Raw genomic sequence first — 25,990 nt, 5'->3', positions numbered from 1 at the left:
AGAAAAGACAACGGCCTCTTCGGTATGACTAGGAAGAGGCCGTCTCCGCTTTTATAACGATGTCTTGGCAGCGCGCGACGACGGATGCGTACGCGGCTTCGCTTTGCCGTTGGTCTTCTTGCCCGGCATCTCGATTACACCGCGCATCCAGAAGTTGCCTTCCGGATCGACTTCGATGCCGTGGACCTCGCGCTCGAAGCCGGGAAAGCGCTTGCTGAACTCTTCCTGCGCCAGCAGAAAGCGAATGACCGCGCTATTCGCGTCGCCCAGTCGCTCGCCCGGCATGCTGATCGGAATTCCCGGCGGATACGGAACCAGCATCACCGCGGGAATGCGCCCGGCCATCTCCGTCAGGCGTACTTTCTCCGTGCCTTCGCGAATCAGCTTCTGATAAGCCTGCGCCGGCGTCATCACCGGATTTGCCTCGACGTCGAAAGCCTCCTGCAACAGGCCCGGAAGATTCAGCTCCTTCATGGCCGCGTGCATCTCTTCGCTCAGTTGCTTCAGGTCCGTGGTTCCATAGCGCTCCGGATACTTCGCCACCAGCTGCGGCAACGCTTCGCTCAGCGACGCCTCCTGATCGTAGAGACGACGGAATTCGAACAGCGTCTCCAGCAGGCTTCCCCACTTGCCTTTACTGGTGCCGACTGAAAAGAGCGTCAGGATCGTGTAATCGCCAGTGCGGGCAATCTCTACACGACGCGCATCGAGAAATGCGGTCAGGATCGATGCGGGAATTCCCCACTCCGCCATGCGCCCCTGCGCGTCGATGCCCGGCGTCAGAATCGTTACCTTCGTCGGGTCGAGCAGCACGTAGTCATCAGCGATATCTTCATCGCGGAAGCCGTGCCACGTCTCGCCCTGCTTCAGGGTCCAGCATTGTGAAGACTGCGCCAGCAGGCTGTCCGGAGCATCTTCAAAGCGGAATGTCTCGCCGCTTGCCGCATCTCTCACCGTGTCCGGCTGGAACATGCCAAAGAACCACCCGCCGCCCTCTTCCGCCTTCAAACGGTGAGCAACCGAAGCCATCGCCTTGCGAAAGCTGATCGCATCCTGAATCGTCTCCGTCATCAGTGTTGAACCCGCAGGCTCATCCATCATAGCCGTCGCCACATCAATCGAGGCAATCATCGGATAGAAGGGCGAAGTCGTGCCGTGCATCATGAACGACTCGTTGAACTGGTCGAACTCAAGCGGGGCTCGCGGACTCAGCTTGATGTGAATCATCGACGCCATCGAGAACGCGGGCAGCATCTTGTGGGTCGATTGTGTAGCGAAGAGCAGTGGACGATTCGGCATCTCGTCCGGTACATCCATCGCGAAGCGTCCACGATATAGTGGATGAAATTTCGCATACGCATACCATGCTTCGTCAAAATGCACGCGAGGTACGCTCTTCGCCAGCTGTTCCACCACGCTGTCCACGTGATAGCAAAAGCCGTCATAAGTAGAGTTGGTAACTACTGCGTAGCCGGGTTCTTTCGATGCAGCTCCGGCTGTGAATGGACTCTTGGCGAGCAACGCCTGAATATTCTCCGGCTGAAACTGCGACAGCGGAACCAGGCCGATCATGCCGAAGCCATTACGCGTGGGCTTAAAGTACACAGGCCGCGCGCCCGTGACCGTCAGCGAGTGGCAGATGGACTTGTGGCAATTCAGATCGGCCAGCACCATCTCATCCTGTGCAATCACACCATGCCCGACAATCTGATTCGAAGTCGAAGAGCCATTCAGAACGTAGAGCGTCCAGTCTGCGCCGAAGATGCGCGCCGCATTCCGTTCCGACTCGGCTGGAGGCCCGATGTGGTCCAGCCACGAGCCAAGCTGCGAGGTCGAAATGCCCAGGTCCGAGCGCATCAGGTTCTCGCCGAAAAACTTGTGAAACTCCATCCCGACAGGATGTTTCAGGAAGGCCACGCCCCCCATGTGTCCCGGAGCGTCCCACGAATACGCGCCCTGATCCGTATACTTCACCAGTTCGCGAAAATACGGCGGCAGCAGCTGCTCGTGATAGCGCTCGACGGCGAAGTCAACGCGGTTCGCAATAAACGCCGGAGTATCGCCGAAGAGGTGGATGTACTCGTGCACCTGCTTCACCACTTCCAGCGGCAGCTCGCTTACCAGCGTGCGGTCAGCGATGAGGAAGATCGGCAGCTTCTTGTTGCGGCGGCGCACGGCACGGATAATGCGCAGCGCGGCGCGCTCATCGAATTGATTGTTCTCCGCAAGATCCCAGTCCAGCAGCACGGCGCTTTCCGACGGATCGGAATTCACCAGCGCCAGCCCGTCTTCCGGGGTTGAGGTTCGCACCACGCGATAGTTTTCCTTTTCGATCGCCTCAATCAGGCGCTCCATGGCGCGGTCCGAAACTGAATCGGTCCCGCCAACTTCACTCGCGATGAGCAGAACCCACCGGTCTTGATCCATCCAACAACCTCTCTTTTCCTACTCTATGCGCTCGAAAGCACATAGCATTGCCCGCCGTTTGAACAGCGCGTTAAATTTTAATGGAGTCGTATCTTTAATCTGACCGCAGGACACGGTCGAATTATGCTGCGCGCGGGAGCCGCTCTCTACACCGATTCAGTCCTTCTCAGCCAGAAACTCTTCTGTTTCATTTTAATAGGAAATGGACGGAGTCTGTGGCCTGGGGGGAAATTTATGAAGAGCTGCCAGAGCAGTCATACCGCAGGGCGACCACGCCGCTCGAGTAGCTCTTTTCCTCGATTAGCCGCAGTGATCTTTCAGCGGCCATTTTCGGAAAGAGCCGAATACCGTCTCCCAGAAGAATTGGCATGATCGCAAGCGAAACCTCATCAATCAGACTCGCATTAAAAAAGCTCTGTGCGAGGTAAGAACCGCCCACCAGCCAGATGTCTTTTCCCGACTGCATTTTCAGTTTCTTCACCAGCGCAGCCGGTTCCTCGTTAACCCAGTGAACGCCCTCGTATGCAGGGGGCGAAGGATTGCGGGAAAAAACATAGTTTGGCATCCCCGGCATCGCCGACTGTCCATGCCTGACCATGAAGTCGTGTGTCTTACGACCGATCAACGCTGCATCGACGCTCGCGAAAAACTCCTTCAACCCGTAATCCTGGTCGTCCAGCAGCCAGTCAGCCGAGTGATCCGGACGTGCAATATAGCCGTCAAGGGAGCAGGCAAGGGAATAAAGAACGCGACGCATGCGGAGACGTTAGCATAATGACTATGCAGGATGAAATTTTCATGCAGGCTGCACTCGAAGAGGCGCGTTTCGCTGCCGCCGCCGGCGAAGTCCCCATAGGAGCCGTAATCGTCCTCAACGGCGAGGTCATCGCCCACGGCCAGAACCGTGTGCTGCGCGACGTAGATCCCACCGCACACGCCGAAATCGTCGCCATGCGGGCCGCTGCATATGTAGTCGGAAATTACCGCCTGCTCAACTGCGAGCTATATGTCACGCTGGAGCCATGCGCCATGTGCTCCGGAGCGATGATCCACGCGCGTCTCGCCCGACTGGTTTACGGAGCAGCCGACCCCAAGGCCGGAGCCGCAGGCTCTGTGCTCGAAGTGCTGAATCATCCAAAACTGAATCACAAAATGCCGGTGACTTCCGGCGTTCTTTCGGAAGAGTGCGGAACAATCCTAAAAGAATTTTTCCGCTCTCGAAGAGATTTGTAACTGAAAAAGATACAAAAACCACCCTTCGAGCCAATCATCTCGGGTGCCCCATCCTTTCGCGCTGTTAGCGAAAGGGTGGGAAAGCAAAAAAGCACCGTGCCCAAGTCTTGAAACGACGGCGTTACTCAATCAGTCGGGTACCTCATCCTTTCGCGCTGTTGGCGAAAGGGTGGGAAAGCAAAAAGCAGCGTGCCCAATATCTTGAAATGAACGGCGTTACTCAATCATGCGTAAGGACACGAATCATCTCTTCCGCGTCCGGATACTCCCGTATCAGCTCAATGCGTTTTCCCGATTCGTAATCCGCATAATCAAATCCCGGACCCACCGTACATCCGAGCAGTGCGAAACTTCCTCCGGGAAGCAAACGCGATCCCTGCCAGACATACTTCGGCACGGTAAGCTGCACACGCATACCGGCTGACAGATCGTGGCCGAGAATCTCCGTCCGCACACTGCCATCCGGCCATAGCTGCAGCATCTCCACTGGGTCGCCAAGATAGAAATGGAATATCTCATCGGAAGCCAGCCGGTGCAGCTCGGAAAATGTATGCGGCTCAAGCAGGTAATAGATGGCCGTGCCCGCCGATCGCGCAGCCGGATACCGTTCCGGCAGCGCTGATTTCGGAATCGCTTCTTCTGAGCGCCAGGTTTCGGCAAACCATCCGCCTTCGCATGGATGCGCTTCCAATATGAGGAGCTTCTTCAATTCGTCGGCTGTCACAGGCCCATCATAAATTGCAAAGCAAGGGAACACGCGCCTCTGCAAAGGTGTCTATAGCGGCAGGTGTCTCGCTCACCAACTCTCGATTGGTTTGGAGTCACTATGTTTGAAGACAGTCTCACGGAATCGACCGGCCGCATTCGCACGCGCAGCCGGTATTTTGCTATCGGCTCATTCGTCCTCCAGGCGGCGCTGCTCGCCGCTCTGGCTATCTATCCATTTCTACATCCGGCTAGTTTGCCCGATCACGCCCTCACCATGCTGCTCACCGCGCCGCCTGTGCCGCCATCCCCGGCGAGCCTGCCTCAACGTACTGAGGCACTCGCCACACATCAGCAGATCGTCATGATCGACAATCCGCTGGCAGCTCCAACTCTCATTCCACAACACGCCGCAATGAATGTTACCGACGCGCCACCTGCCGCAGTCGATACAGGCCTCGGCAGATCCGCTTCAGGCCAGGAGGGTGGCCTCTTCAGTTCTCTGGGCTCGCCAGCTCCTGCCGTCGTAAAGCCAGCCCCAGCGAAAGGGCCCGTCCATGTCTCCTCTGGCGTCGCCACTGGCCAGTTGCTTACGCCCATCCAACCCGTCTATCCGGCAATTGCAAGGGCTGCACGAATCCAGGGGACGGTCGTAGTCCAGGCCATAATTTCAAAGCAGGGAGCCATAGAGCAGTTGCACATCGTCAGCGGGCCGCCGATGTTGCAATTCGCGGCTTCTGAGGCTATCCAACGCGCCCGCTACCGCCCCTTCATGCTCAATGGCGAGCCGGTTGCGGTAGAAACAACTATCAACGTCGTATTTACCCTGGGCGGCTAAAAAGCCATCTAAAAAACCGGGCTGCCAAACGTATGTGCGGCCCGGTATTATGTCTCCCATGCCGATTTTGCTCTACACCGCGAACTGGTGCCGCGACTGCCGCGAAGCCAAGCGTTTCCTCGAGAAACACAACATTGCCTATCTTGAAGTTGACATCGAATCAACCCCGGGAGCGGCAGAGGAAGTGGTTCGCAATGTCGGCAAACGCGCCATCCCCCAGTTCGTCATCGATGGCAAATGGGTGCAACCCTATCGTCCCGGCTATGGTTTTTTGTATGAAGAGATGAGCGAACTGCTCGGCGTTGCGATTTAAAGCGTCCCAAAAAATCTTCTAAAGAAAATTTCAAACCTGCCGAAACTTTTTTTCCGAAAAGTTGTCTTCGCTTAGAGAGAGGCAACACTTTCCAAAGGTGCTCCGCTTCTTCAATAGCAGCAAACCCTCCTCGGACAACGAGGATGCCGACAGGCTTCCTCGTTGCCTTTTTCTATTCAAGAATGGTCGCCGTCAGCTCCACCTGGAGCTTTCCTTTTCCCTGCAGATTGTCTGAAGAAAAAATGACCGTCGGCTTTCCCATCGGTATCAGTGAGTTCGCCTGCCAGCGATTCTGACGCAGGATCGGCGGCTGGCTCGCGGTTTCCGCATCGGCGGCAATGCTGCTGATATCCGCCGTGATCCCCGCAGAAAATTTGCCGTTTACTTCATGGGCATCCCGGCAGTCCACGCTGACTCCCACGTCTATATATTGAATATCGCCCTTATCACTCGACTTGACCGGTACTTTGGTGCCGGTGCGAATCTGGTTATAGCTGTGATCCGAGATGGTCGTCGAATATGAACGGCTGTTCACAATCTTCCCGCTGTCACCAACCTCCTCGACCGTAAACAGCAAATGGAAGAAATGTGGCGGAGAGTCGGGCACTTTCCCGGTATTTTCCTGAGCGAAAAGCCGCGGTGTTCCTGCGGTGAAGGCCAGTATGAGGCAAAATAGAATCGTTTTTTTCACGTTCGCTCCTTATGGGTTATGGCTGAGTAATATGCGTAATCGGTGGTATATCCAGATCGGCAATATGGAGAGGTTTGCCGCCTTGTTCCTGCGCCTGGGCGATGTCGCTTTGCTCGACTGGCGGCGCATGTGTAGCGAAGCTCACCAGCCGGCGCTCCTGCTCGCTCAGCGAATCGGCAGCAGGGAACTGATCGAGCTTAGGCAACGGGTGCGACCGCTTCGGGTTGATCCGTATTCCCGCTTTCTCCACGTGAGGCTTGGCATGCGGGACCAGAGGCGTTGCAGGCGCCGATTCATATGCTGGCTTCAGAGCCGCCGTCTTCACTGCAGATTTGGCATGGGGTCGCAGCACAGATACCGTCAGCAGCAGGCAGGCCAATACCGGTATAGCGAAGCCGAGCCTTAAGAACCACGCACGCCGCTGACCTCGCGCCTCCACCGCAGCCATCACCCGCGCCGTAAGCACGCCCGCATGCCCCGCCTCAGCCGGATCGGCATAGGAGGCAAGTGCCCGCTCGAACTCAGATTTGTTTCGCTGCATAGCTTCTCCCTTCCAGCGTCGCCAGCTTTTTTCGCAGCAACTGTCTTGCGCGCAGAATGCGCGTGCGCACGGTACCTTCCGGAATCTCCATGATCCGGGCAATCTCGCCCGATGTCAGCTCCTCAATCGTCGAGAGGGCAAGAGGCTGGCGAAACTCTTCCGGCAACGTATCCATCAGGCGGTGCACTTTCTTCTGCCAATCAGCATCGAGCGCCATCTGCTCCGGATTCGGCAACTCGGACGCGATCTCCATCTCTTCCATCGATGCGCCAGCGTGTTTGGGCAGCCGGTCAACGGCAGACCGCCACGCGACCCGTGCAAAATAAGCCTTCTCCTCGCGCATGCCGCGCCATGCTCCGTTGCGATAAAGCTTCAGAAAGACTTCCTGCACCACATCCTCGGCGTCATGGGAATTGCGCAGCACCGCGTAGGCCACGCGAAAGACAAAGCGGGAACAGCGCTCGACGCATGCAGCGAATTCCGCTTCATCTTGCTTTGCCAAGCTGGCTCACCGCTCCCATTCACACGCAAAGACGGCGCGAGGACGCGGGGCGTTCAGATATTTTTCAAAGATCGTGAAAGTGAGTGGAGGCGATCAGGCGCTCCCGGGAGCGTAAGGCGCGCGGTCAACAAATGCTGCGGCGAAAAGCCGGGATCGGCTTCAGCATGTGCGCGAAATAATCTAAACAGTGCGTCTGATCGATGCGAGAGCGGAGCCTCTGAGAGCGTGTTTTGGGTAGAAGCACCGGGTTTCAGCCCGGTGAATAAGTTCAGCGAAGAGCAAGGGGCTTCAGCCCGGGCTCTTCATCCTTCGTCATCGAGCGTCTGATCGATGCGAGAACGGAGCCTCTGAGAGCGTGTTTTTGGGTAGAAGCACCGGGCTTTAGCCCGGTGAATAAGTTCAGTAAGAGCGAGGAGCTTCAGCCCCGGACCTTTCTTTCTTACTTCGTCTTAAGGGCGAAGCTAACGCCGCCCGGCACGCCATTTCAAGGCAACATAAGCCAGATATCCAAGCTGAATAACCCAGGTCGCGGTATAAGCCAGCACAAGGTGTCGATGAAACATCGGATCCATAGTCTTAACCTGTCACTTCCAGCGCCCGCAGCGCTTCTTTTTGTTCTTTCAACTGATCCCTCAGCGCGACCGCATAACGGAAGCTCGCAATCAAAATGCCCCACGCCAGCCACGCCGCCAGATTCCACCAGACGGCAGGCATCATGCGGGGATCCACTCCCGAGTTCGCTCCTCCGCCAAAAACCGGTGCCGGGTGCTGCGTTCTCCACCAGCGGGTCGAAAAGTAAACGATCGGCACGTCAACATAGCCAAAAATGGCCATCACCGCCGCCAGCGTCTGCATCTGCGGACCGGCAGCAAAGCGCCGCAGCAACAGATAAGCGACATAAATGAGATAGAGAACCAGTGTCGAGGTCAGCCGCTCATCCCAGGTCCACCAGATGCCCCATACGGGACGCGCCCAGAGCGGTCCGGTAATAAGCACGACCGTGCAGAAAACAACTCCCACCTCGGCATTGGCTAGCGCCATCGCATCGGCTTTCATCGCTCGAACCGGGTTGCTGTTGCGCGATACCAGATAAACAATCGACGCGATAAAGCTGACGAAGAAAAACAGGAACGTCATCATCGCGGACGGGAAGTGGTAGAAGAAGATGCGAAAGATATCGCCCTGAGCCTCATCTGCAGGAACAACAAACATGGCCACGCGAAATGCCTCAGCAAGCAATCCGACGGTAGCCGCAGCCCACAGCCAGCGAAACAGCTTCATTCCCGGTCCTTGATGGAAAAATTTAAATACCAGTGTAACGCCGGATGAATTCCGCATACTGGGATAATTTTTTATCGGATGGAAAGAACTTTGCCAGCCATAAGTATCAATCTCACAAGAGTTTGGCCGCCCGGGAAGCATTGACAATATATTTTTGAAAGCTTGTCAAATTTCCTGCTTCACAAACGTTGCATTGGAAGAGTAGATTGATTCGCCATGGCAACAACTACCCTTATTATCGGCGTTATCCTTCTTGGAATCGGTCTTCTGGGCCATCACTTCTTCACCCGTCAAAAACGGTCGCTCCACCCCGACGAGCACAAAGCTCGCAGATGGGTGATGACCATCGGCTCGCTTGTCGCAGGATTATGGCTCGTTGCTTTTTCCGCAGCCGAACTCTTGCGCAATTATCACGGCCACTAGAAACCTCAAATACCGCAAGCTGAAAGCATCTGGAGCGGGAAATGCCCGTCCCGACGCAGCCTTCGGGTTTTGCGTGTCGACGCGATACGTGTTTCTAACTTCCGTAGATGTTCAACTTCGGACACGGACCGTCCGCTTGCGGACGTGTCTATGAAGTTCCTGCTCAGCGAAGCGCGTCAAAGATCGTGAAATCAAGCGGCTGTAGATTTGCTGGTATGGCATCCAGAATGCTCTCAGCTCAACGAGGGCCTCGATGACACGCCCATTCCTGCAGGATCTTCGTCACGCCATTCGCAATCTGCGCAAATCCCCTGGGTTTGCTCTGACCGCTATCGTCACTCTCGCCCTTGGCGTCGGCGCGGTCACAGCTGTCTTCAGCGTGGTGCGAGCCGTTCTGCTCAACCCCTTCGCATTCCACAATCCCGGCCAACTCATCGTCGTGCGCGAAACCTTGCAGGAGATGCAGAACCAGTATCCAGCCCTCCCCGTCAATTATCTGCACTACACGCGCCTCAAGGCCGACTCCCGGACGCTTGAAGACGCCGCCATCTTTCAGGACCACAATGAAAGTCTCTCTACCGATGGTGGCCATCCGCAGATTGTCACCGGACTCTCCGTCTCGTCGAGTTTCCTTTCCGTGCTTGGCGTCCAACCTGTCTTCGGGAGAAACTTCACCTCCGACGAAACTGCCCCGGGCCGTAACGGTGACGTAGTTCTCCTCAGCTATGAAACATGGCAAAAATTCTTTCAAGGTGATGCGGCTGCGGTCGGCAAATCAATTCGGTTAAACGGGGAGTCGAAGACCATTATTGGCGTGCTCCCGCAGTCGTTCCGGTTTCCAAATATCTCTCTGGGCTCCAACATGCCGGCAAGCTTGTCGGGCAGTGAAGGGGGCTATGCATTCCTTGAGCCACTTATCCCCGGCCAAAACACTCTCAAGAACGATGTCTTCAACTACAACTACAAAATGATCGCGCGGCTGAAGCCCGGCGTCGCCATCGCTCAGGTGCAGGCTGAGCTTCAGGGATTGCAGCAGGCACACACCTTATCGGCGCACCTGCCCGTACACCTGGGCATTGCCGTCCAGCCATTTGCCAAAGACATCACCGGCGGTGTCAGCACCGCGCTCTGGCTGCTTTTCGCTGCTGTCGGCGCGGTTCTGCTGATCGCCTGCGTCAATCTGGCGAACCTGCAATTGGCGCGTGCCGTCTCCCGTGAGCATGAAATCGCCGTCCGCACCGCATTGGGCGCAAACAAGAGAAGGCTATTTCAGTCCAGCCTTGCCGAGAGTCTGGTTCTGGCGATTGCCGGTGGCGGCGTCGGCATCTTTCTTGCAGAAGCAGGCGTAAAGCTGCTTCTGCAAATTGCGCCAGGCAATCTGCCTCGTATGCAGGAAGTGCATGTGAACTGGATCGTCCTGGTGTTCGCTGCTTCGGTGGCCATTTTAACGGCGCTTCTCTTCGGAACTTTGCCTGCACTGCGCTCTCTGCGCGTGCAGCCGCAGCAGGCGATGCAGAGCAACACCTCGCGCGCAGCCAATACGCGTCAGGGCGCAACTACGCGAAATGTGCTCGTAGCCACGGAAGTAGCCTGCACCGTTGTGCTTCTCATCGTGACTGCCTTGGTCATACGCAGCTTTGCGCGCGTACTCGATCAGGGCCGCGGCTTCAATGCCAGCCATGTCACCGTCGCACAGGTGGATCTCTACGCGCCGCAGTATGGCGATACCCAAAAAGACTCCGATGCCGCGAAGATCAGCTTTATCGAGCGTTCGCTGCAGCGTATGCGGCAGTTGCCCGGCGTTCAGTCTGCGGCCATCACCAGCGAACTGCCAATGACTGGCGACACCTGGGTCGATGGTATCCAACGCGCAGATCACCCTGTGCCTCCGGGACAGGAGCCGAAGGTAAACGTACGCTGGGTAAGTCCAGATTATTTCTCCTTGATGCAGGTTCCGTTGATGACGGGCCGCTATCTGACTAAGGACGACAAAGCGCATCCTGACCGGGTCGTGATCTCAGAGAGCGCCGCGCGCGAGGCATGGCCCGGAGAAAATCCTGTCGGAAGGGAAATGCAATCCTTCGGCGACGGATCAGGGAAGCTCACCGTGGTTGGCGTAGTGGCCGACGCGCGCATCAACAACTTGAAGCAGGTCGTCAACACCGTATACCTTCCCTTCTGGACATCTCCTCCATGGCACGTGGTGTTTCTTATCCGCAGTTCGTCGCCAACTCAGGCGCTGGCACCAGCTATACACCGCGAGATATGGAACATCGATCCGCAAGTCGCCATTCCCATTCTGAAGTCGATGGACGAGCAGATCAGCGATTCAGTCGCGCTCGAACGTTTTCAGACCATGCTGTTATCGTCTTTCGGCATCGCTGCGTTGTCTCTGGCGTTGCTCGGAATCTATGGGGTGCTTTCCTACTCCGTTTCGCGGCGCGCGCAGGAGATGGGCATTCGCATCGCTCTGGGCGCAGGTAAAGCAGAATTGGTGAAGCTGATCGTGCGACAGGCGATGCTTCCGGTGGCCTGCGGACTGGGGGCTGGTCTGGTTCTTGCCGCTTTCATTACGCGCACCATGCAGAGCATGCTCTATGAGACGAACCCGGCAGATCCATTAGCAATCGGCATCAGCGTAGCCGTGCTGCTGCTGGCCGCTGTTTCTGCAGCTATGCTGCCAGCCTACCGCGCTACGAACACAGATCCGATCAAAGTGCTCCGCGCCGAGTAGAAATGGCTGTCAAGAGGTAAAAAGTTTGGAGAACGTTGCATGTAATTGATTCTTCGATGCATTTGTTGTAACAATGATTGTCAGAGAATATCGGGTAAAAAAGCTAAACTGGAAATAGGAAGAAGAGTTCAGCGTCGTTGTTTGCCTCTAGGAAGAATGCTACATAGATCCCATGCTAAGTCATTGAAAACACTAGAAAGCAGTTAAGCCTTTTAAAATCATAAGTATAGTAGGGGATGATTCCCCGCTAAGTGATTGAAAACAGGTAAAAAGGGACAGCTGAGAGGGGGGTGAGGGGGTAAGCCGCCTCCTGCGTTCGCCAAAAATCTCTTTTGATTTGGATAAATCACTAGTGAATTGAGACTTTCGCTGAAAAGATAACGTCCACGGAAGCACCCGATAAAGGGTTCAGTTTCCTTGACGAGTCGCAGGCATGTGACTCGCCTCCCACGGCAGCCGCGTATTTACTCCGGCTGCCGCTTTTTTTATGGTTCGTTGCTTAAATCGACAGGAAGTGCGCGACCCTGGCTGCTGCTTTCCCGAGCCAGTTCGATCAGGCGCGTCGTGCGCCAGGCCTGCTCCGGCTTTACCTCGAGCTCGCCGACGCCGAGCAAGGCATCGCGCACGTTGGCATAAAGGCCGCGGTAATCGCCGGTTTCAGTCGGAATAGATTGCGGCGCGGCATTCTCAACATAGAGTTTGCCCCAGGCCTCTTCGGGCTCGTCGCCGAAGCCCAGGCTATCGAAGGTTGCTCCGGCTTTCAGCGCATCCTCCTGCGGATCGATGCCGAACTTGATGAAGCTGCCTTGAGTGCCGTGCAACGTGAAGCGCGCTCCCAGCTTGCAGGTCAGGTTCGAAGCGCGGAGATATACGGTGAGTTTCGGATAAAAGAGCGCGAGATCAAACGCATCGTCGACCGTGGCGTTCTCACGTTCTTTACGGACGCTGGCGAAGATGCTTTCCGGCTTGCCGAAAAGCGTCAGTGCCTGGTCGATCAGGTGCGAGCCCAGGTCGAAGAGCGTTCCTCCGCCTGGACCGCCGTTCTCGCGCCAAACCTGCAGCCGCGGCTGCGGACGGAAGCGGTCATAATGCGACTCAAATGCAGCCAAACAGCCTAGTTTTTCGCTCGCCAGCAGGGTTTTAACAGTCTTGAAGTCACCATCCCAGCGGCGGTTCTGATAGACGGTCAAAAGCCTCTTCTTCTGGCGCGCTAACTGGATCAGATGCGCCGCCTCATCCGATGTGAGCGTAAACGGCTTATCGACAACTACATCTTTACCCGCGCGCAGGCATTGTTCCGCTACCTCGAAATGAGAGAAGCTCGGCGTACCGACAACTACAAGCCGGATGCTCTCGTCGGCCAACAGTTCCTCGATCGAGCGATAGATGGTCGCCTCTGGATAGGCTTTTGCGGCCTCGTCGCCTTTACGCTGCACGATGGCCGCAAGCTCGAGCCCAGGTGTAGCCGCAATCACGGCCGTATGAAAGATGCGGCCAGCAAGGCCGAAGCCGATGACTCCGGCGCGGATTGTATCTGTCACGGTTGCAAATCCTTATAGGTGAGGAACGTACTCATTCTCTATCCAAGGCCGCTTCCTCTGCAAGCTCAGCCCGTTCCACGAGAGTTGGCTTCTGCTTCTCGCGTTCCATCAGCAGAATGAGCGAGCGCCCTTCAAGGCGCACCCTGCGTCGAGCAGTGGATCTTTTGAATGGCGTCTCCACATGATTCGTGTTCAGGATGCACTGCCATATCCCATCCTGCGGCGTAGGCGGCAACTGGAAGTTGACCGGCTCATGATGCGCATTCAGGAGAAACAGGAAGGAGTGATCCGTAATCTTATTGCCGAGCTGATCGGTCGCTGCGAGCGTTGCCCCGTTCAGCATCATGCCGAGAGTGCGGACCCAGCCGGAATTCCATGCGTTCTCGTTGAGCTCCTTGCCATCGGTTCCGAACCATGCGATATCGCGTGCGGCGGAATTGTGAATGACGCGATCCTGGAAGAACTTGCGGCGGCGAAGGTTAGGATGACGCTTGCGCAGATCAATCAGGCGGGAAGTGAAGTCAATCAGCAGTTCCTTTTCCTCTGACGGACTCCAGTTGTACCAGCTGATCTCATTGTCCTGGCAGTAGGCATTATTGTTGCCGTTCTGTGTGCGCCCCATCTCGTCACCGCCGGAGATCATAGGCACACCCTGCGATAGCAGAAGCGTGGAGAGAAAGTTGCGCATCTGCCGCTCACGCGCATGCTTGATCTCGGGGTTATCGGTCGGCCCCTCGGCACCCATGTTCCAGGAAGCGTTATCGTTCGCGCCGTCCTGGTTGTTCTCGCCATTCGCCTCGTTGTGCTTGTCGTTGTAGCTGACCAGATCGCGTAGCGTGAAGCCGTCGTGCGCAGTCACGAAGTTGATGGAAGCGTACGGGCGTCTGCCGTCATGCTGATAGAGATCGCTCGAGCCGGTAAGACGATAACCGACATCGGAAAGCTGTCCGTCATCGCCCTTCCAGTAGCGTCGGACTGTGTCGCGGTATTTGCCATTCCATTCTGCCCACTGAACAGGGAAGTTGCCGACCTGATAGCCGCCTTCGCCTACATCCCACGGCTCGGCAATCAGCTTGACGTCCGCCAGCGTCGGATCCTGATGGATGATGTCGAAGAATCCGCTCAGCCTGTCCACGTCATGCAGTTCGCGGGCAAGCGTCGCCGCCAGATCGAAGCGGAAGCCGTCCACGTGCATCTCCAATACCCAGTAACGCAGCGAATCCATAATCAGCTTCAAGACCTGCGGATTGCGGACATTGAGGCTGTTGCCGGTACCGGTGTAATCCATGTAGTAGCGCGGATTATCCGCCAGCGTGCGGTAATAGGTGAGATTGTCGATGCCTTTATACGAGAGCATCGGTCCCATGTGATTGCCTTCGGCAGTGTGGTTGTAGACCACGTCGAGGATGACCTCGATGCCTTCGCGATGCAGCGTCTTGACCATCGCCTTGAATTCAGCGACCTGGTTGCCGGTGTCCCCGGTGGAGCAGTACCTGCCGTGAGGCGCAAAGTAAGAGAGAGTGTTGTAGCCCCAATAGTTGCTGAGACCCTGCTCAACCAGATGACTGTCGTTGACGAAGTGGTGTACAGGCATCAATTCCACAGCAGTCACGCCGAGACGGGTCAGATGGCGCAGACTCGCGGGCGAAGCTAGTCCGGCGTAGGTGCCACGGAGAAACTCCGGCACGTCCGGGTTCTGGATGCTGAAGCCGCGCACATGTGTCTCATAGATGATGGAATCGACAAGCGGCGTACGGAGCGGGCGGTCCTGTTCCCAGTCGAAGTATGGATTGACGACAATACTCTTCGGAATACCCGGGGCGCTGTCGCGGTCATCGCGGTTGAGGTCCGCATCGCTGCCGCCAAAAGAGTAGGGGAAAATGGCCTGTGTCCAATCCACGCGGCCGGCCACGGCCTGCGCATACGGATCGACCAGAAGCTTGGATGCGTTGAACCGGAGACCTTTTTCCGGTTGCCAGGGTCCGTGTACCCGGTACCCATATCTCTGCCCCGGCTGTACGCCTGGCAAATAGCCATGCCAGACGAAGGCTGTAGTCTCTGTCAGGGGGATTTTTTCTATTTCCGCGCCTTCTTCATTGAAGAGACAAAGTTCGACCCCTTCAGCGAGTTCAGAATAAAGTGCGAAATTTACGCCTGTTCCGTCCCACTTTGCACCAAGAGGGTAAGGCTTACCGGGAAGAAGCGTCGTCGGCATATTCCAATATCTCTTTCTTCTGGATTGATTTTGGGTTCCAACTATCAGAGGCGAATGGGAACAAAAATGTTGCTCAGCAGCGTTTTATCGCTTCTTGCGCGCGAATTTCAGGCCTGACCATTGCGAATTGACAGAGCAAACCTTGTAATCGACAAAGCCTCCGTCAAGGCCAGCTTCGCGGACGTCATTCTGGTTGAAATCGCTTCGCTGCTTCGCCGCACTCTTACGGTGGATGATCCAGAATGAAGCCCCTTCAGGTAAATGCGCCTGGGCGTGATGGACCTCAGCCAGCGTTTCTCGTAATGAATGCGCTACGTATAAAACCAGCCGGGTTGTCTCGGTAATACGCGATCCGAGAACCGCATCTTCGGGCAATTCACCGATGATTTCCGCGATCTCGCCATCCATATCTCCGATAAGTGCTATGTCCATCTTTTCGAAGATACCAAGCTTTCGCGTCAGGCTGGAATGACTCCATCTCTGCATGTGAGGCACGGGATGAACGGGGGCGATGGGCGGCGAGGTAATCGCCTGTTTGAGGGCTTTTTTAACCTGTTTCCATGAGGTAAAGACGGCATCTGGAAGTTCGGAATGCAGCCGCGCGACCTTTTCTTCCAGACCACCTGCAAAGACGATCGGAATATGCCGCGTGGTTTTGCTCCTGCGCAGGACGATGGCAACCTCGCGTCCGTGTGAAGGCAGCCGATCGAGATCGATGAGCACTATCGCCGGGCTCAGGCTGCTGAAGTGAGTGATGTAGGCACTGGTTCCGTGAAGCGAAGATGCTTCTACGCGATAACCGAGCTGGGAAATTTCCTGGGAGTGCTGTCGCGCAATCTCATCGTTCCAGGAAACGAGCCGAACCAGTGACGATGCGGCTTTCATGCGGTTCGCTCTATGCCGAGGCCCGTAACTCGGCTTCTTCGTGCGGCGTATGGTCCGCGACGGGACGGAGTGGTAGGAACAGGCGAAAAACAGTACCGTGAGGGGCATGCTGGCGCGAACGCACCTGCACGAATCCACTATGTTTAGCGACAATCTCGCTGCTGATCCACAATCCGAGGCCAGTACCGGTAATACCTTTCGTGGAAAAGAATGGCTCAAAGATGCGGTCGCGGGTTGCGCGGCTCATGCCTGCGCCGGTATCAGCCACAGAGATAACGATCCCTGGATATCCATCTCGCCAATTCCGTCCCATCCGGGTACGAAGGATCAGGGTTCCGCCACTGGCCTGCATTGCGTCGATGGCGTTGCCGATGAGATTGGCCAACACCTGCCGAATCTCTCCGTCGTAAGCGATGATATTCGGGACGTTACCAAACTCACGGATAGTCTCGATATTTTGCGCACGCATGCGAATGTCGTAAAGAGCGAGTACCGTCTCAAACAGGTCATGTACATTCGTCTCGGTCGCGCGGGTGCTCTGGCGATAAAAACGCAGCGTCTGCGTAGTGATATGCGTTACGCGGTTCAGCTCGTGTTGTGCAAGCTTGACATACTGACTAGCTGTGTCATCGAGATTGCATTGGCTCAGCAAATAGATGCAGTTCGTAATTGCTTCCAGTGGATTGTTGATTTCGTGGGCTACAGAGGCGGCGAGGCGTCCCGCGGCAGCCAGCTTTTCCGTATTGCGAAGAACCTGGTGGCTGCGCTTTTGCTCGGTCAAATCGGCAAGAAAGGCGGCTATCTGCCGATTCTTATGCTGGACCTCGGGATTCAAGACTGCGGCACCGATCAGCACCGGAACCGCCGTACCATCCCGCCGCAGGCAATCGACCTCGTAAGTCGCTCCCTGACCGGAGGACCATGTATTCAGAAGGGAACTTGCTGTATCAGCGCACTCTATGGAGAAAATTCTTTCGAGCTTGACGGTGCCGCTTTGAATCTCCTGCGGGGAGTAACCAAGAAGCCGTTCTACGCCTTCATTCGCGTAGATGACCTGTCCATTCATATCGCTGATCAGCATTGCCAGCGGCATTGCTTCCACCAGGCGATGGAAGCGCTCCTCGCTGACGCGAAGTGCTCGTTCCGCGGCCCGCTTGCGGCGGCGTTCCTCGGCCTCATTAATTTCGCGTTCAAGGGCGGGAACTAGACGCGCGAGATTCTGTTTGGAAACGTAGTCGTGTGCGCCGGCGCGCATGGCGGCGACGGCCGTCTCCTCCGATACAGCGCCTGACATCACGATGAAGGGAATATCGTAAAAGGTATTTTTGAGGAGGCGGAGCGCTTCCGGCGCACTGAAGGCGGGGAGGCTGTAATCGGCGAGGATCAGGTCCCAATCTTCTGCCAGTTGCTCCAGCGCTTCAGTCATGGACTGAGCCGTTTCGACTCGCGTCACTTGTGGAGCATAACCTGCGCGGCGCAGGTGGCGTTCAAGAAGAAACGCGTCCTCCGCGTTGTCTTCCACCAGCAGCACGCGCAGAAGTTTGCCTGTTAGTTGCTCGGCGGACATTCGTTCAAAACCAGCCAGTACATGCCAAGCTGTCGGGTAGCTTCAGCAAATTCGGTAAAGTTCACAGGTTTCCGGATGTAGCTATTCACGCCAAGTTTGTAGCTGCGTACGATATCGCTTTCCTCATCGGAAGAAGTGAGAATAACGACGGGAAGCATGCGCGTGCGTTCGCTCTCACGAATCCGGCGAAGTACTTCAAGTCCATCCACCTTGGGAAGTTTAAGGTCGAGGAGGATGACTTGCGGCGTGGGAACATTTTCTGCTTCCGGAAAGAGCGCCGCAATAGCTTCTTCGCCATCGCGAGCCACCATAATTTCATTTGCAATGTTTGACTTACGCAAAGCGCGAATCGTCAGGAGCTCATGGTCGGGATCATCTTCCACCAGCAGGATTGTGCGTTGGGACTCAGGCATATCTCTCCTATGCTAACGTAAAGCTGAAAGTTGCGCCCACATTCGGGGAACCTTCCGCCCAGGTTTTGCCACCGTGTCTTCGGATGACGCGAGATACCGTAGCCAGGCCAATTCCTGACCCCTTAAAATCCCGATCCCCATGAAGCCGCTGAAAGGCGGTAAACAGTTTTGTTGCGTATTGCATATCGAAGCCGGCGCCATTGTCGCGGACGAAAAAGGCTCCTGTGCTATTATCGCGACCCACCTCGATGAGGGCGGTGTCATTCTTAGCTGTAAACTTTACGGCATTCCCCAGGAGATTTTCCAGCGCCACTCGTAACAAGCGTATATCTGCGTCGGCGTGCATTTCGGGCTGTATGTGGAAGGTTAAATTGCGCTCGGGGTTTTGCTGACGCAGGTCGGCGACCACTTCCTCCGTAAGGGCCGAAACGTCGACGTCTTCGCGTGTCAGTTCCGCCCTGGTAATGCGCGAAAGTTGCAGAAGCGCGTCGATGAGTTGTCCCATTTTCTGAACGCCGGCTCGAATGCGGCGCAAAAAATCACGCGCTTCCGCAGTCAATTCCTCACCATAGTCCTCTTCGAGCGCCACGCTGATGCCGTCGACGCTGCGTAAGGGAGCGCGCAGGTCGTGGGATACCGAATAGCTGAACGCTTCCAGTTCCCGATTTGCCGCTTCCAGCTCTGCGGTGCGAATGCGAACGCGCGTTTCCAACTCCTCGTTTAAGGTACGAACTTCTGCAGCGCTGACTTCAGCCTGCTTACGCGCGTCGCGTTCCGCTTCGTAGATATTCGCGCGATCGATCGAGAGGGCGATACGGTCCGCGACCACCGATAAAAGTTTCTCGTCCGTGTCCTTAAAGGCGTCTGCCTTTCGCAGCCCTGCCATCAGGACGCCGAGGACCCGGTCTCCGATCGTCAACGGTAGTACCAGCGCCGCTTGCATCTCGCCGCTGAAGCCCTCGATCGAAATATGTTTGCTTTCAGTCCCGGTCAGTGTGATGACGTGATTGGAAGTCACGGCTCGATAGACAGGATCATCCGGGCTGAGTCGGATGCGTCGGCCTGGAGTAATCGTGATTCCATTTGCAGCGGTTGCTTCGATCTCTCCGTCGTGCCACATGCATAGCACCACGCCGTCCGCACGCGTTACTGTGCGCAGCCGCTCCAATAATTCCTCACTCAGCTCCGCAAATGTCAGCCGCGTCAGCGCGGCATCGCTGATAGATTGCAGCTCCTGTAGACGCTCAGCCGCATCGTCTGCCTTCTTTCGCAGCTCGCGCTCATGGTTCAGATTTAGAAAGAGCAAAATGAGCAAGATGATATCAAGAGCGCTGGCGCCAATCATGGTTGCCAAAGCCCTCTGACGGGCCGTATTCGCAGAGCCTACACGCGCTTTGAGAAGGTCTTGTTCCGTGAGTTGCATCGCGGAAGCGATTCCGCGCAGCTGGTCCATCTCTTCCTTGCCCGTACCGACGAACCCAAGCAGACGGCTCGATTCTGTTTTGCCGCGGCGGCGCTCTTCAATGCCTCCCTCCAGGGCCTGTAGTCGTTTGGCCACGACTTGTCGCATCAGTACAATGCGATCCTGCTGTTGGGGATTGTCGGAAGTCAGACTCTGCAGCTGATTTAACTCCTGAGGTAATTCTTTTTGTGCCGTGGTGTAAGGGGCTAGGTAAGCCTCCTCACCGGTGATGAGATAGCCGCGCATGCCGGTCTCGCTATCCTTCAGCGATCCCATCACGCGTTCGACAGTATTCAGCACCTGCCAGGTGTGGGCTACCCAGGACTCATTGTTTGCGAGCGTGCCGACCGCACGCAACGCCAGCACAGCATTGATCGTGACAATGAGAATTCCCCCGACCAGCAGGGCAGAGAAGAGTGGACGGCTTGTTCGTTCTTTCATCCCGGATACGTTACCTGGCATCGGATGCTCTTGATTTATCTTCTGGCTGCATTTCGACGATTTTCAGCCTTCCAGGCGGTATTTTGTCTCTGCAAGTTTATAGAGAGGACGCCATACAAGGCGGTTAATCGTGACAACCATTAAAGCCATGATAATCGTCGCGAGCAATAAAACCGGGAAATTGCCGGAATCGCTCGCCGCGCTGATCTGTGCCCCCAGGCCGAGAGTGTGGAGAGTTTGATCTTTCAGATGAAAATATTCCGCAATGATGGAGGCATTCCACGCGCCGCCCGAGGCAGTCACAAGTCCGGTGATCAAAAACGGAAAGATACCGGGCAGTATTACCGTGGTCCAGCGCTGCATACTTGTGAAGTGGAAGAGACGAGCGACCTCACGCAGGTCTGAAGGAATGGCCATGGCCCCTGCGATCACGTTGAACAGAATGTACCACTGAGTACCCAGCATCATGAGAACGATGGAGCCGATGCCAAGTCCTGCGCCTAATTTCATCAATGCGAGCAGAATGACAGGGAAGAGGGCGGTCGCGGGGAACGATGCCGCAATCTGGGCCAATGGTTGGGCAATCCGCGCCAGCTTTGGATTGAAGCCGATGGCGACACCTGCGGGAATCGTCCAGGCCGCTGCGAACAGAAGGGACACATTCACCCGAAAAAATGTCGCGCCCGCGCCTGCGAGAAGATTTCCAAAGTCCGAGCCGGGAATATGTCGCAGCAGCAGAATTGCCTTGAATGCTGCAAAGCAAATGAGTCCTGCAATCAGAACGGCAAAGATGACGGCTATTACAGTACTGCTCATCTTGCTTTTTTCTACTTTGTCTTCCGCTTCGTGCCGCTGCTGCCGCCTTGAAATAAGGTGGTAAATATATTCGCTGAAAGGTGCAAAGGTCCGCTGATGCAGGATACCCAGGACATTCGATTGGCGGAGGGCAGCGAGAACCGGAGAAGTAACCCTCTCCGCTGCTTCGACATTTTCAAATTTGAACTTATCCGACCAGTCGATGATTGGACGCCAGATCAGCTGATCCGTCAATACGATGATTGCAATCATCGTACTGAGTCCATAGATCATTGCCAGGCTATTTCCTGTTGATGCCGCGGTCTGCAGATACGAGCCGAGTCCCGGCAGCCGAAAATTGCGGTTGCCCACAGGGAACATTTCGCAGACCATGAGAAAGAACCAGCCGCCCGCGACGGATACCATCGAGTTCCACACAAGGCCAATCGTGGAATAGGGAAGCTCGAGCTGCCAGAAACGCTGCCAGCGCGAAAAGCGATTGATCGTGCATGCCTCGTGCAGCTCTCGAGGAATGCTCTTGAGCGAGGTATAGAAGCTGAAGGCCATGTTCCACACCTGCCCGGTAAAAATCAGCAGGATTGCGCCGAACTCAATTCCGAGCTGCCGGCTGGGAATCAGCGACATCATAGCCAGCATGACTCCAGGCAGAAAACTGAGCACCGGTATCGACTGGAGAATATCGAGCGTGGCGATCATCAGGGTTTCGACCCGCCGGTGATAGGCTGCCACATATCCATAGCCCACGGCGAAGAGCAGGCTCAGCAGGTACGCTACTCCGATGCGCACCACAGAATAAAAGGCATAAAGCGGCAGCATGCGGGGCGATTGCGAAATCACCACCTCGGGCACCGGCCCGCTGAGCCAGTATCGTGCGATCTGCAGAACGGCGTAGAACCCGGCGAGCAGGCCCATGGCAACCGTCAGATCAAGAAAAAATGGCCAGGAGCGATCGATGACCAGGGAGCGCGAGAGCGTATAACGCACTTTCATGATTCCGAGCTCTCCTGGATGCTGGCTGCAGTCTCTTCCGTTTCCGGCAGGATAAAGCGCCGACGTGCCGCGTCAAAGTCGAAGAGCTCCGCATACCGGCCCCAGTTGATGGCTGTTTCGAGCTGGCGCTGCGTCTCTTCTTCGCTGAATTGCTCGTCGAGCATGTCGAGGAAGAATTCTTCCGGAACGGTGTGGTCTGTCTTATTGTTCAGAGCGCGGTTGATCTGGCGCAACAATAGAACGTGTTCGGTTGCAGCGGCGCGGAAGAGTTCCTTCTGTTTCAGAATTTCGGATTCGGCATATTCGCGCCCTGCGGGCGTGATCGATACGTCACCTTCCTCCACCATAAGAAAGCCGAGTAATTGTGCGGCATCCACGATCGGCAGCAGGTCGTCGATCTCAAAGGCCAGCTCGTCGGCCAGGCGATAGACATCGGTATGTCCGCTAAAGTCGATGATGATTTCAAGCAGACCTGCAATGCCGCCAGGACGCGCATGCGGCAGCATTTCGTAGCGCATCTGACGCTGGTCGCGGACATGACGGCCATCGGTATGCAGACGCGGTACGTCGGGCGTCACATCCGGCCTTGTTAAAACCGTGTAAATATAATCGACGAGCTTGGTGAAGGCAGCGCTTTTCCGGTCACGCGGCTGCGGCAGGCCAACCTTGAAATCCGTACGCACGTGACCGGGATTGCGACCGAGCACGATGATGCGATCAGCCAGAAGTACGGCTTCTTCAATGTTGTGTGTGACGATGAAGATGGCCTGGGTCGGAATCGTCTTCTTCTGCCAAAGCTCCAGCAGTTCACTGCGAAGGTTCTCCGCCGTCAAGACGTCGAGGGCGGAAAATGGCTCGTCCATGAACAGCACTTCGGGCTCGACGACCAACGCGCGTGCGAAGCCTACGCGCTGCCGCATGCCGCCGGAAAGCTCCTTGGGATACGCGGCTGCAAAGCCATCCAGTCCTACTGTGTCCAAAATTTTCAGGCTGCGCGCCCTGCGCTCTTCGGCCTCTATTCCCTTTGCTTTAAGCGGGGCTTCCACATTTTCAAGGACAGTCAACCAAGGGAACAATGCAAAGCTCTGAAAGACGATAGAGACGTGGATTTGTACCGTGTCGATCGGCTTTTCGTGCCAGAAGACTTTTCCACCGGAGGGCTTCGACAAGCCGGAAAGCATTCGCAAAAGCGTGGATTTTCCTGAACCCGATGGTCCCAGTAAAGCGACGATTTCGCCGGGAGCAATGGAGAGATCGGTGGGAGCAATGACCTGGATGCGGTTCTCGCTCGGCTGGGCATAGAACTTTTCTACCTGCTGCGCTCGAATAATCGCCTCTGTCATCCCCTGCTCCGTCTACATGTGTTAACAACCTCTGAACGGGCAAACCCTCACCAGGCATTCCGGTTTGCCAGGTGCTCAAATGCTGCACCCATTTGTCTAAGTGGATAGGATTACAGGAGAATGAAGCATCCTCCTGCACACAGCGTATCATCCTAGTAGTAGTTTTTTGCGGACCACAAACATCTGCCTACCACTTGGCGGCAACTTTTTGCCTCGCAGGAGTACCGCAATTCGTTTTACCTTACCGGAGATAGAGAGAGTCGGAAAAAATGCAAGACAACAATCAGGCGAAGCCAAAAGTTCTGGTGGCCGATGACGAACGCGTCATTGCCGATACCCTTGCCATCATCCTGAATCAAAGCGGGTTTGAAGCGACGGCCGTGTATAGCGGCGAAAAAGCGGTGGAAACCGCCAAAACCCTGAAGCCGGACATGCTGATCAGCGACGTCATTATGACCGACCTGAACGGCATCGATGCAGCTATTACCATTCGCAGCATCTTGCCCTCATGCAAGATCCTGCTCTTTTCCGGCCAGGCGGCTACAGCAGATTTGCTCGACCGCGCCCGTACCCAGGGCCACGAGTTTGAAATTCTCGCGAAGCCAGTCCATCCGCAGGATCTGCTGGCAAAGCTCCGCGGTTAAAAAAATACCTAATACAGGGCTCGACACAGAAAACATCACCTGTTGGGCTCTGTCTACATCTCCCGCCGACCTTCGAGCGCGCGCGACATCGTCACTTCATCGGCATATTCAATATCGCTGCCGGCAGGCACGCCCGTCGCAATGCGCGTCACGCGTATCCGGGCCGGGCGCAACACCTCCGCCAGGTAGCCTGCGGTCGCTTCGCCTTCCACGGTAGGGGAAGTTGCCAGGATTACTTCGTCTACATCGCCGCGGGAAACGCGAGCGAGCAAATTTCCGGTACGCAGATGTTCGGGACCCACGCCGTGCAGCGGAGACAGCGTGCCGTGCAGCACATGAAAAACACCGTTGTAGCTGCGGGTTTTTTCAATCGTGGCGATGTTCGTCGGCTCCTCGACTACGCAAACCAGCCGCTGGTTGCGGGTGGGGCTGGCGCAGTAGACACAGGGATCGACATCGGTGATGTTGTTGCAAACGGAGCAGAGCCGCAGCTGGGCTTTCAGGGTGCGGATCGCGTCAGCAAGTGCTTCGGCATCATCGTTGCTCGACCGAAGGACGTGGAAGGCAAGCCGCTGCGCATTCTTTGATCCGATGCCGGGCAGCTTACGCAGTTCTTCAATCAGTCGCGCCATGGGTTCTGCAAAACGTGACAAAACAATACCTCTTCGCTGTTTTTAGCAGGATTCAGCGCGCTTTGCCACGTTTCGCAATCCTCAGGCAGTCTTCGCGACCGGTACCTGAATCTCAGTCACATACGAGTCATCGTCCTGACGAACCGGTTGCGTGCAATAGTGGTAGAGCTCGCGGAATGGTCCGGCAACGCGGTAATGATTCGCCTCGACCCAGCGCATGACGTTCTGGTATGCCTCATCCAGCCGATTGAAGGCTCCATGGTGCATGTAGCTGGCGACGGTAGCGCCGTCCAGTTGATACATCCTTGCGGTTCCATGTGAAGGCAAAGCCTCCTTGATGAAGAAACCGGCTTCGGCATCGACGTCTTTTTCCTTATGTTCCATGTCGTGCCAGATCGCGACGGGCATGCCTGCCGCACAGGTGCCGCCGGTCTGGTTGATGACCTCCGGATAAAGCGCGCCGACCGATGGATAATTTGCAATGGTTTCTCGAACCGATACGATCCACTCGGGGCCAACTTCCTTGATGACTATATCTGCACTCATCTTTGACTCCTGTTCCATGAATTTGATCAGTGTTTCGAGACGCGCGAGTCGTTCCTGTTCTTCACGCACATGATTTTCCTGCTCTGTCCTCCGAAGCGTAACCATGCCGCGTAACTCCTGTAGCGTAATGGTGGACTGGAGCGCCATGCCGATTTGATCGAGCGAAAAGCCGAGATCTTTCAGGGCCAATATCCTATGTAGCCTCGGCAATTGCTGGGCGGAATAGTAGCGGTATCCTGTCGCACTATCGACGTGTGCCGGACGCAGCAATCCTGTCTCGTCGTAGTAACGGAGCGTCTTGATCGAGATGCGCGTTAGAGCGGAAAACTCGCCAATCTTGAACACGGCTCAGTTTTAAGGTCTCCCGTTAGCGGAGAGTCAACAAGAAATCTGGAAGATTTACAGGGCATCGTTTCATTCAGGCGCAAACTGTTTCGCAGGCCGTTTTTCGGTGAGGAACTCAAGAAGAGATTCAGAACAGGCCCGGGGGAAGGTTCAAGCCTCCCAGCATCGCAGAGGCACTCGATTTGATAGCTTCGTCGGCACGTCTTCCCGCTTCATTGAAAGCCGCAGCAACCAGGTCTTCAAGCATCTCGACGTCAGCAGCGTTTCCGCTGAGGCTGGAGACGGCACTCGGATCGATTGTGACTTTCAGCACCTGCTTCTGGCCGTTCATCTTGACCGTGACAGCGCCGCCACCGGAAGAGGCTTCGACCACAGTCTGGCCGAGTTTCTCCTGCATCTGTTCCTGCATTTGCTTGGCCTGCGCCAGCATTTCCTGAATTTTCAGTGGATTCATATTTCAAA

General features: G+C 55.9%; 24 protein-coding genes. 6 read left to right on the top strand and 18 right to left on the bottom strand.

Annotation, left to right across the window (positions count from 1 at the left end):
• Window positions 1-51: 51 nt before the first annotated feature.
• Together GSQ86_RS05105 and GSQ86_RS05100 are read right to left on the bottom strand one after the other, a co-directional pair.
• Window positions 52-2,427 (bottom strand): Orn/Lys/Arg decarboxylase N-terminal domain-containing protein, encoded by a 2,376-nt coding sequence (locus GSQ86_RS05105; protein WP_158748868.1) that lies wholly within the window; start codon window positions 2,425-2,427, stop codon window positions 52-54.
• Between the two features lie 232 nt (window positions 2,428-2,659).
• The gene (locus tag GSQ86_RS05100) at window positions 2,660-3,184 is read right to left on the bottom strand and encodes a dihydrofolate reductase family protein (protein WP_158748867.1); all 525 of its coding nucleotides are present in this window, start codon (window positions 3,182-3,184) and stop codon (window positions 2,660-2,662) included.
• Window positions 3,185-3,207: 23 nt separating this feature from the next.
• On the opposite strand from GSQ86_RS05100, the gene tadA reads away from it, so the two are divergent.
• A complete protein-coding gene (tadA, locus tag GSQ86_RS05095) occupies window positions 3,208-3,660 on the top strand; it encodes a tRNA adenosine(34) deaminase TadA (RefSeq protein ID WP_371720231.1) in 453 nt (150 codons plus the stop codon).
• Between the two features lie 220 nt (window positions 3,661-3,880).
• Here tadA and GSQ86_RS05090 read toward each other — a convergent pair whose 3' ends face one another.
• Window positions 3,881-4,384, bottom strand: coding sequence for a cupin domain-containing protein (locus tag GSQ86_RS05090; RefSeq protein WP_158748865.1), 504 nt, complete (start codon window positions 4,382-4,384; stop codon window positions 3,881-3,883).
• A 102-nt stretch (window positions 4,385-4,486) separates the two neighbouring features.
• Between GSQ86_RS05090 and GSQ86_RS05085 the strand changes: the two genes are divergently transcribed.
• Both GSQ86_RS05085 and GSQ86_RS05080 read left to right on the top strand, forming a co-directional pair.
• Window positions 4,487-5,203 carry an energy transducer TonB gene (locus GSQ86_RS05085; RefSeq protein WP_158748864.1) on the top strand — a complete coding sequence of 239 codons (717 nt, stop codon included), beginning with the start codon at window positions 4,487-4,489 and terminating at the stop codon, window positions 5,201-5,203.
• A 58-nt stretch (window positions 5,204-5,261) separates the two neighbouring features.
• Window positions 5,262-5,516 carry a glutaredoxin domain-containing protein gene (locus GSQ86_RS05080; RefSeq protein WP_158748863.1) on the top strand — a complete coding sequence of 85 codons (255 nt, stop codon included), beginning with the start codon at window positions 5,262-5,264 and terminating at the stop codon, window positions 5,514-5,516.
• Between the two features lie 172 nt (window positions 5,517-5,688).
• On the opposite strand, the gene GSQ86_RS05075 is transcribed toward GSQ86_RS05080, so the two are convergent.
• From GSQ86_RS05075 to GSQ86_RS05060, 4 genes are all read right to left on the bottom strand, one after another.
• Window positions 5,689-6,207, bottom strand: coding sequence for a hypothetical protein (locus tag GSQ86_RS05075; RefSeq protein WP_158748862.1), 519 nt, complete (start codon window positions 6,205-6,207; stop codon window positions 5,689-5,691).
• A 16-nt stretch (window positions 6,208-6,223) separates the two neighbouring features.
• Window positions 6,224-6,748, bottom strand: a complete 525-nt coding sequence (locus GSQ86_RS05070; RefSeq protein ID WP_158748861.1) for a hypothetical protein — start codon at window positions 6,746-6,748, stop codon at window positions 6,224-6,226.
• Window positions 6,729-7,250: an RNA polymerase sigma factor gene (locus tag GSQ86_RS05065; RefSeq protein ID WP_158748860.1), complete on the bottom strand. Its 522-nt coding sequence runs from the start codon at window positions 7,248-7,250 to the stop codon at window positions 6,729-6,731. Before GSQ86_RS05065 ends, GSQ86_RS05070 begins: the two co-directional genes overlap by 20 nt.
• A gap of 576 nt (window positions 7,251-7,826) precedes the next feature.
• Window positions 7,827-8,588, bottom strand: a complete 762-nt coding sequence (locus GSQ86_RS05060) for a cytochrome c biogenesis protein (protein WP_158748859.1) — start codon at window positions 8,586-8,588, stop codon at window positions 7,827-7,829.
• A gap of 159 nt (window positions 8,589-8,747) precedes the next feature.
• On the opposite strand from GSQ86_RS05060, the gene GSQ86_RS05055 reads away from it, so the two are divergent.
• Entirely contained in the window at window positions 8,748-8,954 is a 207-nt protein-coding gene (locus tag GSQ86_RS05055; RefSeq protein WP_158748858.1) for a hypothetical protein, read from the top strand.
• 253 nt (window positions 8,955-9,207) lie between these two features.
• Window positions 9,208-11,688 (top strand): ABC transporter permease, encoded by a 2,481-nt coding sequence (locus tag GSQ86_RS05050; protein ID WP_158748857.1) that lies wholly within the window; start codon window positions 9,208-9,210, stop codon window positions 11,686-11,688.
• A gap of 485 nt (window positions 11,689-12,173) precedes the next feature.
• Here GSQ86_RS05050 and GSQ86_RS05045 read toward each other — a convergent pair whose 3' ends face one another.
• The 8 genes from GSQ86_RS05045 to GSQ86_RS05010 all read right to left on the bottom strand — a co-directional run bounded on the left by GSQ86_RS05045 (window position 12,174) and on the right by GSQ86_RS05010 (window position 23,361).
• Window positions 12,174-13,229 carry a Gfo/Idh/MocA family oxidoreductase gene (locus tag GSQ86_RS05045; RefSeq protein ID WP_158748856.1) on the bottom strand — a complete coding sequence of 352 codons (1,056 nt, stop codon included), beginning with the start codon at window positions 13,227-13,229 and terminating at the stop codon, window positions 12,174-12,176.
• Between the two features lie 31 nt (window positions 13,230-13,260).
• A complete protein-coding gene (gene glgX, locus GSQ86_RS05040) occupies window positions 13,261-15,444 on the bottom strand; it encodes a glycogen debranching protein GlgX (RefSeq protein WP_158748855.1) in 2,184 nt (727 codons plus the stop codon).
• An 84-nt stretch (window positions 15,445-15,528) separates the two neighbouring features.
• Complete coding sequence (locus tag GSQ86_RS05035; RefSeq protein WP_158748854.1) at window positions 15,529-16,329, bottom strand: hypothetical protein; 801 nt, start codon at window positions 16,327-16,329, stop codon at window positions 15,529-15,531.
• A gap of 10 nt (window positions 16,330-16,339) precedes the next feature.
• Entirely contained in the window at window positions 16,340-17,896 is a 1,557-nt protein-coding gene (locus GSQ86_RS05030) for a hybrid sensor histidine kinase/response regulator (RefSeq protein WP_158748853.1), read from the bottom strand.
• Window positions 17,878-18,309, bottom strand: coding sequence for a response regulator (locus GSQ86_RS05025; protein ID WP_158748852.1), 432 nt, complete (start codon window positions 18,307-18,309; stop codon window positions 17,878-17,880). The genes GSQ86_RS05030 and GSQ86_RS05025 overlap by 19 nt, the downstream gene beginning before the upstream one ends.
• 7 nt (window positions 18,310-18,316) lie before the next feature.
• On the bottom strand, window positions 18,317-20,233 hold the full coding sequence (locus GSQ86_RS05020) for a CHASE3 domain-containing protein (protein ID WP_216841017.1): 1,917 nt from the start codon (window positions 20,231-20,233) through the stop codon (window positions 18,317-18,319).
• 42 nt (window positions 20,234-20,275) lie between these two features.
• Window positions 20,276-22,018 (bottom strand): ABC transporter permease subunit, encoded by a 1,743-nt coding sequence (locus tag GSQ86_RS05015; RefSeq protein WP_158748850.1) that lies wholly within the window; start codon window positions 22,016-22,018, stop codon window positions 20,276-20,278.
• Window positions 22,015-23,361, bottom strand: a complete 1,347-nt coding sequence (locus tag GSQ86_RS05010) for a nitrate/sulfonate/bicarbonate ABC transporter ATP-binding protein (RefSeq protein ID WP_158748849.1) — start codon at window positions 23,359-23,361, stop codon at window positions 22,015-22,017. Before GSQ86_RS05010 ends, GSQ86_RS05015 begins: the two co-directional genes overlap by 4 nt.
• A gap of 269 nt (window positions 23,362-23,630) precedes the next feature.
• Between GSQ86_RS05010 and GSQ86_RS05005 the strand changes: the two genes are divergently transcribed.
• On the top strand, window positions 23,631-24,005 hold the full coding sequence (locus GSQ86_RS05005; RefSeq protein ID WP_158748848.1) for a response regulator: 375 nt from the start codon (window positions 23,631-23,633) through the stop codon (window positions 24,003-24,005).
• A 53-nt stretch (window positions 24,006-24,058) separates the two neighbouring features.
• Here GSQ86_RS05005 and recR read toward each other — a convergent pair whose 3' ends face one another.
• From recR to GSQ86_RS04990, 3 genes are all read right to left on the bottom strand, one after another.
• Window positions 24,059-24,637, bottom strand: a complete 579-nt coding sequence (gene recR / locus GSQ86_RS05000) for a recombination mediator RecR (RefSeq protein ID WP_158748970.1) — start codon at window positions 24,635-24,637, stop codon at window positions 24,059-24,061.
• Window positions 24,638-24,718: 81 nt separating this feature from the next.
• Window positions 24,719-25,528, bottom strand: coding sequence for a MerR family transcriptional regulator (locus tag GSQ86_RS04995; protein WP_158748847.1), 810 nt, complete (start codon window positions 25,526-25,528; stop codon window positions 24,719-24,721).
• Window positions 25,529-25,655: 127 nt separating this feature from the next.
• Entirely contained in the window at window positions 25,656-25,982 is a 327-nt protein-coding gene (locus GSQ86_RS04990) for a YbaB/EbfC family nucleoid-associated protein (protein WP_158748846.1), read from the bottom strand.
• Between the last annotated feature and the right edge of the window lie 8 nt (window positions 25,983-25,990).

The sequence above is a fragment of the Acidobacterium sp. S8 genome (assembly GCF_009765985.1).
Classification (GTDB): Bacteria; Acidobacteriota; Terriglobia; order Terriglobales; family Acidobacteriaceae; genus Alloacidobacterium.
This window is presented reverse-complemented; position numbering and strand designations above follow the sequence as displayed.

What these genes read in the sequence shown, in the direction of transcription:
- GSQ86_RS05080 (WP_158748863.1), top strand. Translation starts at nt 5,262, where the DNA reads ATGCCGATTTTGCTCTACACCGCGAACTGGTGCCGCGACTGCCGCGAA.
- GSQ86_RS05070 (WP_158748861.1), bottom strand. Translation starts at nt 6,748, where the DNA reads ATGCAGCGAAACAAATCTGAGTTCGAGCGGGCACTTGCCTCCTATGCC.
- GSQ86_RS05100 (WP_158748867.1), bottom strand. Translation starts at nt 3,184, where the DNA reads ATGCGTCGCGTTCTTTATTCCCTTGCCTGCTCCCTTGACGGCTATATT.
- GSQ86_RS05015 (WP_158748850.1), bottom strand. Translation starts at nt 22,018, where the DNA reads ATGAAAGTGCGTTATACGCTCTCGCGCTCCCTGGTCATCGATCGCTCC.
- GSQ86_RS05105 (WP_158748868.1), bottom strand. Translation starts at nt 2,427, where the DNA reads ATGGATCAAGACCGGTGGGTTCTGCTCATCGCGAGTGAAGTTGGCGGG.
- GSQ86_RS05050 (WP_158748857.1), top strand. Translation starts at nt 9,208, where the DNA reads ATGACACGCCCATTCCTGCAGGATCTTCGTCACGCCATTCGCAATCTG.
- GSQ86_RS05085 (WP_158748864.1), top strand. Translation starts at nt 4,487, where the DNA reads ATGTTTGAAGACAGTCTCACGGAATCGACCGGCCGCATTCGCACGCGC.
- tadA (WP_371720231.1), top strand. Translation starts at nt 3,208, where the DNA reads ATGCAGGATGAAATTTTCATGCAGGCTGCACTCGAAGAGGCGCGTTTC.
- recR (WP_158748970.1), bottom strand. Translation starts at nt 24,637, where the DNA reads ATGGCGCGACTGATTGAAGAACTGCGTAAGCTGCCCGGCATCGGATCA.
- GSQ86_RS04990 (WP_158748846.1), bottom strand. Translation starts at nt 25,982, where the DNA reads ATGAATCCACTGAAAATTCAGGAAATGCTGGCGCAGGCCAAGCAAATG.
- GSQ86_RS05035 (WP_158748854.1), bottom strand. Translation starts at nt 16,329, where the DNA reads ATGAAAGCCGCATCGTCACTGGTTCGGCTCGTTTCCTGGAACGATGAG.
- GSQ86_RS05060 (WP_158748859.1), bottom strand. Translation starts at nt 8,588, where the DNA reads ATGCGGAATTCATCCGGCGTTACACTGGTATTTAAATTTTTCCATCAA.
- glgX (WP_158748855.1), bottom strand. Translation starts at nt 15,444, where the DNA reads ATGCCGACGACGCTTCTTCCCGGTAAGCCTTACCCTCTTGGTGCAAAG.
- GSQ86_RS05010 (WP_158748849.1), bottom strand. Translation starts at nt 23,361, where the DNA reads ATGACAGAGGCGATTATTCGAGCGCAGCAGGTAGAAAAGTTCTATGCC.
- GSQ86_RS05020 (WP_216841017.1), bottom strand. Translation starts at nt 20,233, where the DNA reads ATGCCAGGTAACGTATCCGGGATGAAAGAACGAACAAGCCGTCCACTC.
- GSQ86_RS05055 (WP_158748858.1), top strand. Translation starts at nt 8,748, where the DNA reads ATGGCAACAACTACCCTTATTATCGGCGTTATCCTTCTTGGAATCGGT.
- GSQ86_RS05025 (WP_158748852.1), bottom strand. Translation starts at nt 18,309, where the DNA reads ATGCCTGAGTCCCAACGCACAATCCTGCTGGTGGAAGATGATCCCGAC.
- GSQ86_RS05030 (WP_158748853.1), bottom strand. Translation starts at nt 17,896, where the DNA reads ATGTCCGCCGAGCAACTAACAGGCAAACTTCTGCGCGTGCTGCTGGTG.
- GSQ86_RS05005 (WP_158748848.1), top strand. Translation starts at nt 23,631, where the DNA reads ATGCAAGACAACAATCAGGCGAAGCCAAAAGTTCTGGTGGCCGATGAC.